Genomic DNA, 10,183 nt, shown 5'->3' on the forward strand with positions numbered 1-10,183 from the left:
GCCCCGGCCCGCGCCAGGACGGGCGCCCGCCCCGCCGCGCCGCCGCCGAGCGACGACGCCACCAACGTGCGCAGCATGGAGGACATCGCCCGGGAGAAGGCCCAGCGTGCCGCTCCCGTCCGGACTGGCTCCGCCAAGGCCGCTCCCGCTCGCGCGCCGGCCCCTCGCCGCGCACCGGCTCCCGTCGAGGAGGACGAGGACGACTCCGCGGACGCGGGGGTGGATCCCTGGTCCAAGGAGGCCCGCGAGCTGGAGACCGCGCGCTCCCCCATCGATGATCCGGAGGTCCTGCTGGACGACGCGCGCTCGTTCCTGCGCGAGCTGGAGGGCGGCGACCGCATCGCGTTCTGGGGCGCGGCGCTGGTGGTGCTCTCCTGCTTCATGCCGTGGAAGGAGACGGCGGAGGATGGTGACTTCCTGGGCCTCATCAGCCTGGGCTTCATCTCCTTCCTCTTCGCCGTCGCGACCATGGTCTTCGTGGGCCTGCGCTCGCGGCAGGTGATGAGCTGGGTGAACCCCATGCTGCCGTGGGGCGCGCAGATGGTCTGCAGCGTCATCAGCCTCGTGTGGTCGCTGGTGTTCCTGAAGATCTCCTCGGACACCACGCTGGTGCCGTCGCCGCTGGGCAACGCGGAGATGATGAACTCGTCACCGAGCATCGGGTGCTTCCTGGGCATCCTCGGCGGCGTCATCGCGGTGCTGGGTGGCCTGATGGGGCTGAAGCGCCAGGAGGGGTAGGCCCGCGAGGATTTCGCTGCCGCGCCGGAGGGGAGGCGGGCTACCGTCGCCCGCCACCATGTCCGACGCCTCGCCCCTCTCCCGCCTCCTCGACGCGCTGGGTTCGGCCGTCGTGGGCCAGCCCCGCGTGCTGACCGACCTGGTGACGGCCTTCCTCGCGCGCGGCCACGTGCTGCTGGAGGGCGTGCCCGGGGTCGCCAAGACGCTCACCGCGCGCAGCATGGCGGGGGCCCTGGGCCTGTCCTTCTCCCGCGTGCAGTTCACCCCGGACCTGATGCCCGCGGACATCCTGGGCACCAACGTCTTCCAGCCGCAGACGCAGACCTTCCGGCTGATCAAGGGCCCCGTCTTCACGGAGGTCCTGGTCGCGGATGAGATCAACCGCACGCCGCCCAAGACGCAGGCGGCGCTCCTGGAGGCCATGGAGGAGCGGCAGGTCACCATCGACGGCGCCAGCCACGCGCTGCCGCCGCACTTCTTCGTCGTCGCCACGCAGAACCCGCTGGAGCTGGAGGGCACCTATCCCCTCCCCGAGGCGCAGCTGGATCGCTTCCTCATGCGCGTGCGCGTGGGCTACCCGGACGGCGACGGAGAGACCGCGCTGCTGCGCGCCTTCCACCAGCGCGAGGGCCGGCCGCCACAGGTGTCTCGCGTCCTGGACGAGGCCACGCTGACCGGGCTGCAGGACCGCGCGGCCCGCGTCGCGTGCGACGACTCCATCCTCCAGTACGTGGTGCAACTGGTGCGCGACACCCGCGCCCACCCCCGCGTGCGGCTGGGTGCCAGCCCCCGCGCCGCGCAGGCCCTGCTCGCCGCGGCCAAGGCGCGCGCCGCGCTGCGCGGCACCGACTTCGTCACCCCGGACGACGTGAAGGACGTGACCCCCAGCGTCCTCAACCACCGCCTGCTCCTCAAGGCCGAGGCGGAGGTGGAGGGCGTCACCGCGGATGACGTGCTGAAGCAGATGCTCGAACGGGTGCGAGTGCCCCGGTGAGCGTCGGGCGCCCCGTCCCCAGCGGCCTCGCCGTGGCGCTGTTCGCCGGAGCGCTGGTGCCCGCCGCGCTCGCGGTGGCGAGTCCCGCCTTCGGGTGGCTGGCGCTCGCGGTGGACGTGGCCGTGCTGCTGCTCTGCGCGGTGGACTTCCTGCGCGCGCCGCACGCCCGCGACGTCGAAGCGCGCCGCGAGGTGGAGCCCATCCTCTCCTCCGGCGTGGACAATCCGGTGCACTGGGAGCTGCGCTCGCGCTCGGACCGGCCCGTGCGCGGCGAGCTGCGCGACGAGCCGCCCCTGGACGTGGAGAGCCATGGCCACCGGCAGCCCTTTGCGCTGGAGCCGGGGGAGCCGGGTGGCGCCTCCACGCGGCTGACGTACCGGGTGCATCCGCCCTCGCGGGGCGACGCGCGCTTCGGCGACGTGAACCTGCGCCTGATGGGGCCACTGGGCCTGTGCTCGCGGCAGGTGACGCTGCCCGCGGGCCAGGACGTGAAGGTGTACCCGGACCTGCGCGCCCTGTCCCGCGAGGCGCTGACGCTGGCGCGCGCGTCCGAAGCCGTGTCCGCGCGCACGCTGCTGCGCAAGTCGGTGGAGGGCCGCGAGTTCGAATCGCTGCGCGAGTACCGCCCCGGCGACGACTACCGCCACATCGACTGGAAGTCCTCCGCGCGCCACGGACACACGCTGGTGCGCACGTGGCAGCCGGAGCGGAACCAGCCCGTGCTGCTGCTCCTGGACTGCGGCCGTCACATGGCGGGCCGGGTGCAGGGGCGCAGGAAGCTGGACCACGCGGTGGACGCGGCGCTGCGGCTGGCGCGCGTGAGCCTGGACGCGGGCGACGTGGTGGGCGTGCTCGCGTTCGCCAGCGACGTGCGCGCCTTCCTCCCCCCGCGCAAGGGCGCGGAGCACCTGCGCCTCATCACGGAGTCCCTGTACCGCGCGGAGGCCGGCCTGGAGGAGAGCGACTACGGGCGCGCGTTCGACTTCGCCTTCGCCCGCCAGACGCGCCGCGCGCTGGTGGTGCTCTTCACCGACCTGGTGGATCCGGACGCGTCCGCGGGCCTGCTCACGCGCACGCTGGCCCTGCGCCCCCGGCACCTGCCCGTCGTCGCGTCGCTCTTGGACGAGGACCTGGAGGCCGCCGCCACCGATGTGCCCGGCGACGCGACGTCCGCCTACGCGCGCCAGGCCGCGTCCCGCATGGAGTCCGAGTACCGCCGCACCGCCACCACGCTGCGCGACGCGGGGGCGCTGGTGGTGCGCGCACCGGCTCGCGGCTTCGGCTCCGCTGCACTCAACGTGTACCTGGACGTGAAGGCGCGCGGGCGGCTCTGAGCGCTCACAACGCATTCGTCAAGCCCTTTGAAACATTCCAGCGCTCGCGCATGCGCGCATCACTTCGCCGAACAGCAGGCTTGCCAATCGCGCGGAGGCCGAGTTTTCGGCCTCGGGGAGGACCCCCTTTACAGATGCCGATCGCTGCCCAGAATGGCGCGCCTCAACTGTTCGCGCGCACGCGCGCACGCTCCAAACCGGACGGGAGGCGGGACTTGGCGGAGGTCGCGAGGGGTTTGAAGCTGGAGGTCGAGGCGGACGCCGCTGCCATCGCGGCCCAGGCCGCGGAGGAGCTGGAGCTCGCGGAAGCGGCGCTGACGCCCTTCCATGAACGGCTGCTGGCCGAGGAGTTGCTCGCGCGCAGCGGTGACACCCAGCAGCGGCTGGCGAACGCGCTGGCTGAAGCGAAGGTGGACCTCAACCCCCACCAGGTCGAAGCCGCGATGTTCGCGCTGGATGCTCTCTCGCGCGGCGGCTGCATGCTCGCGGACGAGGTGGGCCTGGGGAAGACCATCGAGGCGGGCCTCGTCGTCGCCCAGCTGATGGCCGAGGGCAAGAACCGTATCCTCATCCTGGCCCCGGCCGTGCTGCGCGCGCAGTGGAATGCGGAGCTGCGCGAGAAGTTCGACCTGGACAGCGTCCTCGTCGACGGCCGGGACGTGAAGAAGCACAACAACTGCTTCGACCAGCCCTTCCCCGTCATCTGCTCGCACCCGTTCGCGGCGAACAAGTCCGCGCTCGTGTCGGAGATTCCCTGGGACCTGGTCATCATCGACGAGGCCCACCGCCTCCGGAACGCGCACCGGCCCAACAACAAGACGGGCCAGGCGCTGCGCGCGTCGCTGGCGGGCCGCCCCAAGCTGCTGCTCACCGCCACCCCGCTCCAGAACGACCTGATGGAGCTGTTCGGCCTGATGTCGCTGCTGGACGAGCAGATCCTGGGCCCCGAGCACGCCTTCCGCAGCCGCTACCGCGCCGACGAGGGCGGCGGCATGACGGAGGCCGCCGCGTGCGAGCTCAAGGAGCGGCTGGCCCCGGTGGTGCAGCGCACGCTGCGCCGTCAGGTGCGCGAGTACGTCCGCTACACCAACCGCCGCAGCATCGTGGAGGACTTCCTCCCCTCCCCCGAGGAGCACGACCTCTACGAGAAGGTCAGCGAGTACCTGGCGCGCTCGGAGGCGGCGGCCATCGAGCCGGGCAAGAAGACGCTGCTGACGCTGTGCTACCGCAAGCTGCTGGCCTCCTCCACGTTCGCCATCGCGCCCACGCTGCGCCGGCTGTCGGAGAACCTGGAGAAGCGCCTGGCGGCCGCGCGGCTGGGACAGCAGGCCCTGGCGCTCTTCGAGCCGGAAGAGGCCAAGCAGTTCGTGGAGGAAGGCGAGGAGTGGTCCGACGACCCCTCCAAGGCGCCCCAGGTCCGCACGCTGGAGCAGGAGGTCTGGGAGCTTCGCCAGTACGCGGACCTCGCGGACTCCATCCGCACCAACGCCAAGGGTGAGGCGCTCAAGCGCGCGCTGGACCGCACCTTCGCGGTGATGCGCACGCACTCCTGGCCGGAGAAGGCGCTCATCTTCACGGAGTCCAAGCGCACGCAGCAGTACCTCTTCAACCTGCTGTCGGAGCACGGCTACCGGGGGAAGATCTCGCTCCTGTCCGGCGACGCCGGCGGCACGCCCGAAGAGCGCAAGGCGCTGGTGGACGAGTTCCGCAACAAGACGCAGATCCTCATCTGCACGGAAGCGGGCGCGGAGGGGCTCAACCTCCAGTTCTGCAACCTGGTGGTGAACTACGACCTGCCGTGGAACCCGCAGCGCGTGGAGCAGCGCATCGGCCGGTGCCACCGCTACGGCCAGCAGCGCGACGTGCTGGTGCTCAACTTCCTCAACCGCCAGAACGCCGCGGACGCGCGCCTCTTCGAGCTGCTGGAGAAGAAGCTCAACCTCTTCGACGGCGTGTTCGGCGCGTCCGACGAAATCCTGGGCGCGCTGGAGAGCGGCGTCGACTTCGAGCGGCGCGTGCTGGACATCTACCAGTCCTGCCGCGACCCGAAGGACATCAACGCCGCCTTCGACAAGCTGCGCGAGGAGCTGGAGGGCAGCATCAGCCAGCGCATGACGTCCATGCGCTCCGTGGTGCTGGAGCGCTTCGACGGCGACGTGCGCCGCCGGCTGCGCGTGGCGGGAGACGCGGCCAAGGAAGTGGTGGCCAAGCGCCAGCAGGAGGCGCGGGCGCTCACCGGCTCCGTGCTGGGAAGCCGCACCTCCGGACGGCTCCAGGTGGCCAAGGCCGCCTACGCGGTGCGCGACCGCACCCAGGACTCCGTCAGCTACCTGCAGCTGGACGCGGCGGGCCTGCCCTCGCGGCTGGCGCGGCTGGCCGGCAGCGAGGGCTGGTGGTTCGTCTACAAGTTCGAAACGACGGGCCTCAAGCCGGAGGAGAAGCTGGTCCACCTGGTGCTGGTGAAGGACCGGGACGGCGGCTTCCGCGCCCTGCCGCTGACGGACGGCGTCCACTTCACCAAGCTCGACGCCAAGGAAGAGAAGCGCCGGCAGCCCGCGCCGGTGTCGGTCCAGCTCATGCAAGAGCAGTCGCTCATGACCGCCAAGGATGAGCTGATCCGGGCCGCGGAGCGGCGCAACGCGCTGGAGCTGGACAAGGCCAAGGAGCGCGCGGACCGCTACGTCGAGGACTGCCTGATGGAGTCTCGCGAGGTGGTGGAGGCCGCCCGCCAGGCGTGGTTCGAGGCGCGCAAGGAGGTCTCCGGCATCGAGGACGTCGCGGAGCGCGCGAAGGCGCGGGCGCACTCGGACCGGATGGAGCGCGACTACCGCCGCAAGCTGGCGTCGCTGCGCAACGAGGAGGAGAAGCGCTACGCCTCCAAGGACCGGCAGATGGCGGAGCTGGCGAACAAGGCCCGCGTGACGGAGAAGCGCACCCTCATCGCGTCCGCTTACTTCTGGCTGTCCTGAGGCCCGTCGTCACAGGGGCTTGAGCCGAACCCACGTCGCGCCCCAGCCTCCGTCCGCCTCGGAGGCGGTCCGGAAGCTTTCGACCTCGGGCAGCGTGGGCAGCAGGGACTGCACGGTGCGCCTCAGCGCGCCCGTGCCCTTGCCGTGGATGATGCGCACGTCCAGCACGCCCTTCTGGCGGCAGGCCCAGACGTACTCGGTGACGAGGTCCTTCACGTCGCGGGGCTGGAAGAGATGCAGATCGAGGTTCCCATCGACCGGAATTTCTACCGCTCCCAGTTCGCCTCCGAGCTCATCTGGCGTGGGCGGGGGCTCCGGACCCTCCGGCGGCAGGGGCGGGAGTGGCTTTCGGCGTGACACCGTAGCGGGCCTCCTCCTGGCGCTGCTTCTCCTCGGCCGCCAGGCGCTGTCGCTCGCGCGCGAGCCGGAACTGCTCCTTGAGGCTGGTGATTTCCCCCTTCAGCGAGGAGATCTCCTCCTTCACCGCGCCCTGGTGGGGCGTGCCCGTCAGGTCCAGGGCGTTGGCCGCACGCTTGCCCTCCGACCCCGCACCACCAGCGGAGGTCATCTGCATCAGGAGTGCGGCCAGGGTCATCACCATCATGGCCTTTCACGTAAGCAAGCGCCGTGCTCGCGCGCAAGTCATGTCGCGTGGGCAACGCCCCGCTGGCTGCCCTCCTCTTTGTATGACACGACGCGTTCCGCGAGCCGGACGGCGGACAGGGGGGCGCTGCCTTCCGCCTTGTTGTTGATGGTCACGAAGACGGGGCGCTCGCGCCGCACGGCGGCCATGCACACGCGGGCCAGCACGTCGCGCGTGCCGGCGTCTTCGTCCACCAGGCGGTTGAACGGCGCGTAGCGGGCGTAGGCCTCCTCGTAGCCCAGGTTCGGCGGCAGCATCCAGCGCACCACCACGCTGCGCGCTTCGAAGGCGCGCGTGAGCTTCGCCTGCCGCGCGACGGGCGGCATGTGGGCCCACACCGCGAGCACCGGGCTCACGCCCGTGTCCGCGAGCGCCTGGGCGAAGCCCTCCGTGAGCAGCTCCTCGTTGCGCACCTCCACCGCGTACAGCGGGCCCTTGGGCAGCGCGGAGAAGAACGCGTGCAGCCGCTCCACGAAGCGGCCCGCTCCGCCCAGCGCCGCGGGGTCCTGTGGCGGGAACTGGAAGACGAGCGGTCCGGCCTTGGTGCCCAGCCCCTCCAGGAACGGCGCCACCACGTGGTCCACGGCGTAGGCCGCCTGGAGGAAGCGGTCGTTCACCTGCCCCCGGTGCGCGCCATAGCGCTCGTGCACGGGGAAGCGCGCCAGCGTGCAGGCCTCGTGGGCCTTCACCAGGAAGCGGAAGCCGTCCGGCACCTGCTGGGCATACTCGGCGAACGTGCTGGCCGGCACCGGCGCGTAGAACGTCCGGTCGATGCCCACCGTGCGCAGCACCGGGTGGTGCGCGTAGGCGGCCAGGCCCTCGCGCGCCAGCTGGGTGGTGCTGGCCTCGTGGTCGTAGACGAGCCCGGTCCACCCCGGGAAGGTCCACGACGACGTGCCCAGGTAGACGCCCTGGGGAAGCTGCTCGCCCAGCACGCGCAGGCCGTCGGACGGCTCGGCGGGGCCCACCGGCTGGGTCCGGCGCCGCGACGTGGCCGGCGGCTCCTCCACGGCCCCGGTGAAGAGGTCGAACTGCGCGGGTCGTCGCGGTGCGCTCATGCGTTCAGCTCCTCTCCTCCGGTGGGAGCCCTGGGTGTAATCCCGCCGCCCAGGCGATGCAGCAGGTTGCCCGGATTCAAGGGGACGTTCCAGGTTTCTGGCACGCCCTCCAGGCGGACGGGCCCGCACGGCCGGTCCTCCCCTCCATGGGACTGTCTGTGATTGGACGTGGGTCCCAATGCAAATGCAGTCGCATCAGCGTAAGCTCCTCAAACCAAGAAATTCTTGGTCCGTGCTGTAAAGCTTGAGCGTCGTTGCAGCGGCCGGGGGGCCCCATGGACTGGTCGTTGACCGCATCGCTCCTCGCGGAGCGGGATGGACGGCCCATCGTCGTGATGGACCGGCGCGGCCGCATTGAACTGGCCAATGCCGCGTTCACGTCGCTCTTGGGCCGGCCCCGTGAGGAATTGCTCGGGCGCCGCTGGACGGAGGTCTGCACGCCGCGCGAGCACGCGCGCGAGGTGGGCCGGGCGCTGCGGGCCATCTTCACCAGCGCCGAGTACCGGCTGGAGACGGACGTGCTCACGCGCGACGGAGCGCGTCTGCCGGTGGAGCTGGACGTGGCCGCCGTGGGCCGGCCGCCGCTGCGCCTGGTGGCCATCGTCACCCGCGCGTCCCCGCCCCGCGTCGTCCCCGAGCGCTCCGTTCTCCCGGAGCCGCCCCCGGCCACGGGGACGCGCCGGGACCTGAGCTATGAAATCTCCACCGAGCTGGCGTCGTTCGGGACGCTCAAGGCGGTCTGGACCGACGGACAGGCGCGGCAGGAGGAGATGGTGGGCCGGTCGTGCTTCGGTGCCTTCGCGCACCGGGACGCGCCCTGCCTGGACTGTCCGCTGACGGCCGCGTCCCCACCCTCCTGGCCGCACACCATCGTGCGCCAGGCGTCCGGGCACGCCGAGGGCTACGAGGTCATCACCGCCACGCCCACGGGCGCGGGCACCGCGCGCGTCAGCGTGCACACCATCGGGGATGACACGCTCAGCGGCCTCTTCGAGGCGAAGGTGCGGCGCATGGCGAGCGCCGCGCGGCTGTCCGAACGCGAAGGCGATGTGTTGCGATATCTCGCGCTCGGCCGCTCGCCCACCGACATCTCGACGGTGTTGGGGATTACCGAGCGCACGGTGAAATTCCACCAGGCGAACCTGCTCCGGAAGCTGGGAGCGGAGACGCGGTACGACCTGCTCCGCCTGTTCTTCTAAGCAGGGCACCTTCCGCAGGGCATTGAGTTGACGGTGCTGGAGCTGGAGGCGCAGCCGGGCTCGCAGCCGCTTGATGGGACAGACCAACTGGTACCGCCCCGCGCCCGCGGCCACGGGCGCGCCCGTGGAGGACGCGCCGCGCCCGGCCCGCTCCGGCGCTAGACCTTGAGGCGGATGGCGCCCGGCACCAGCGTCATGGTGCAGGGCAGCCGGCCCGGCGTCTCGCCGTCCACGTCCAGGAACACGTCGCCCGTCAGGGACTCCGCGTGGAGCGTGCGGCAGCGCAGCCGCCGCGTGCCCTTCCAGGTGACGTGGTCGCCGTTGTAGACGCCCTTGGACTTGAGGACGAAGTCGGACAGGCCGTAGTTGGACCAGATGGTGATGTCGAACAGGCCATCATGCGTCACGGCCTCCGGCGCCACGAACATGCCGCTGCCGAAGTAGCGCCCGTTGGCCACGGCCACCGCGGTGACGCTCACCGTCTCCGGCTCGCCGCCGTCCACCGTGAGGCGCACCTGCCGCTCCTGGTACTTCAAGAGGCCCTTCACGGTGCCCCACATGAAGCTCAGGTTGCCGCCCAGCGCCTTGCTGCCCTGGTTCACCTCGCGGGCCACCACCGCGCTCACGCCGAACGACGCGATGTTCGCGAAGAAGCGCGTGGCCGGCTTGCCGTCGTTGTCGATGAACTCCAGCCGCCCCACGTCGAAGGGCTCGGTCTTCTCCGTGCGCAGCCGCTCCAGCGCGGACGTCAGCTCCAGGTCCCACCCGAAGGTGCGCCGGAAGTCGCCGCCCGTGCCTCGGGGCAACAGGCCCAGCGTGGCCTGGGGGTTGATGACCTGTCCGTCGCGGAAGAAGCCGTTGGTGACCTCGTTGAGGGTGCCGTCGCCGCCCACCGCGACGATGCACTCATAGCCGTCGTCGATGGCCTGCCGCGCCAGACGCGCCGCATCCATGCCGCCGCTGGTGAAGCCGTACCCGAACTCGCCGAGCACCTTGCCCACCTGCGCGGAGATCTCCACCCATCGCTTCCCCGTCTGCCCGTTGGCGCTGCGCGGGTTGACCACGAGGAACGTCTTCATTCAGTGCCTTCTCCCTGCTGCCAGAACGGCCTGTTTACGCAATTGTGGGCCCAGGCTCCACTCCGCGACCCATGGGAGGGCCTCGGCGCCCGGGGTGTTTGTCACCCGGCCCCGTCCATGCTGGGCTCTTTTTCCCCCTGTTTTCGTCCCGGCCCCCGAGTGAACTCCC

General features: G+C 71.2%; 9 protein-coding genes. 5 read left to right on the forward strand and 4 right to left on the reverse strand.

The window, feature by feature from the left end; all coding sequences use genetic code 11:
- From D7X55_RS28155 to D7X55_RS28170, 4 genes are all read left to right on the forward strand, one after another.
- Positions 1-738: hypothetical protein (locus tag D7X55_RS28155; RefSeq protein WP_233610116.1), on the forward strand; the 738-nt coding region annotated here is incomplete at its 5' end.
- A gap of 58 nt (positions 739-796) precedes the next feature.
- A complete protein-coding gene (locus D7X55_RS28160; protein WP_120546669.1) occupies positions 797-1,732 on the forward strand; it encodes a MoxR family ATPase in 936 nt (311 codons plus the stop codon).
- A complete protein-coding gene (locus tag D7X55_RS28165) occupies positions 1,729-3,066 on the forward strand; it encodes a DUF58 domain-containing protein (protein WP_120546668.1) in 1,338 nt (445 codons plus the stop codon). Before D7X55_RS28160 ends, D7X55_RS28165 begins: the two co-directional genes overlap by 4 nt.
- Positions 3,067-3,281: 215 nt before the next feature.
- Positions 3,282-6,035 (forward strand): SNF2-related protein, encoded by a 2,754-nt coding sequence (locus D7X55_RS28170; RefSeq protein ID WP_121724670.1) that lies wholly within the window; start codon positions 3,282-3,284, stop codon positions 6,033-6,035.
- Between the two features lie 9 nt (positions 6,036-6,044).
- Here the strand turns inward: D7X55_RS28170 and D7X55_RS28175 are convergent, their stop codons facing one another.
- The 3 genes from D7X55_RS28175 to D7X55_RS28185 are packed head-to-tail and all read right to left on the reverse strand — an operon-like array spanning position 6,045 to position 7,736.
- The gene (locus tag D7X55_RS28175) at positions 6,045-6,395 is read right to left on the reverse strand and encodes a Smr/MutS family protein (protein WP_120546666.1); all 351 of its coding nucleotides are present in this window, start codon (positions 6,393-6,395) and stop codon (positions 6,045-6,047) included.
- A complete protein-coding gene (locus tag D7X55_RS28180; protein WP_167510846.1) occupies positions 6,328-6,639 on the reverse strand; it encodes a hypothetical protein in 312 nt (103 codons plus the stop codon). Before D7X55_RS28180 ends, D7X55_RS28175 begins: the two co-directional genes overlap by 68 nt.
- Before the next feature lie 38 nt (positions 6,640-6,677).
- Complete coding sequence (locus D7X55_RS28185; protein ID WP_121724671.1) at positions 6,678-7,736, reverse strand: DUF72 domain-containing protein; 1,059 nt, start codon at positions 7,734-7,736, stop codon at positions 6,678-6,680.
- 275 nt (positions 7,737-8,011) lie between these two features.
- Between D7X55_RS28185 and D7X55_RS28190 the strand changes: the two genes are divergently transcribed.
- Positions 8,012-8,935: a PAS and helix-turn-helix domain-containing protein gene (locus D7X55_RS28190; protein WP_147470237.1), complete on the forward strand. Its 924-nt coding sequence runs from the start codon at positions 8,012-8,014 to the stop codon at positions 8,933-8,935.
- A gap of 158 nt (positions 8,936-9,093) precedes the next feature.
- Here the strand turns inward: D7X55_RS28190 and D7X55_RS28195 are convergent, their stop codons facing one another.
- A complete protein-coding gene (locus D7X55_RS28195) occupies positions 9,094-10,014 on the reverse strand; it encodes a diacylglycerol kinase family protein (protein ID WP_120546663.1) in 921 nt (306 codons plus the stop codon).
- Positions 10,015-10,183: the final 169 nt, after the last annotated feature.

Origin of the sequence: Corallococcus sp. AB049A, from assembly GCF_003668885.1 — a bacterium.
GTDB classification, from domain to species: Bacteria; Myxococcota; Myxococcia; order Myxococcales; family Myxococcaceae; genus Corallococcus; species Corallococcus interemptor.

What these genes read in the sequence shown, in the direction of transcription:
- D7X55_RS28185 (WP_121724671.1), bottom strand. Translation starts at nt 7,736, where the DNA reads ATGAGCGCACCGCGACGACCCGCGCAGTTCGACCTCTTCACCGGGGCC.
- D7X55_RS28160 (WP_120546669.1), top strand. Translation starts at nt 797, where the DNA reads ATGTCCGACGCCTCGCCCCTCTCCCGCCTCCTCGACGCGCTGGGTTCG.
- D7X55_RS28195 (WP_120546663.1), bottom strand. Translation starts at nt 10,014, where the DNA reads ATGAAGACGTTCCTCGTGGTCAACCCGCGCAGCGCCAACGGGCAGACG.
- D7X55_RS28180 (WP_167510846.1), bottom strand. Translation starts at nt 6,639, where the DNA reads ATGATGGTGATGACCCTGGCCGCACTCCTGATGCAGATGACCTCCGCT.
- D7X55_RS28190 (WP_147470237.1), top strand. Translation starts at nt 8,012, where the DNA reads ATGGACTGGTCGTTGACCGCATCGCTCCTCGCGGAGCGGGATGGACGG.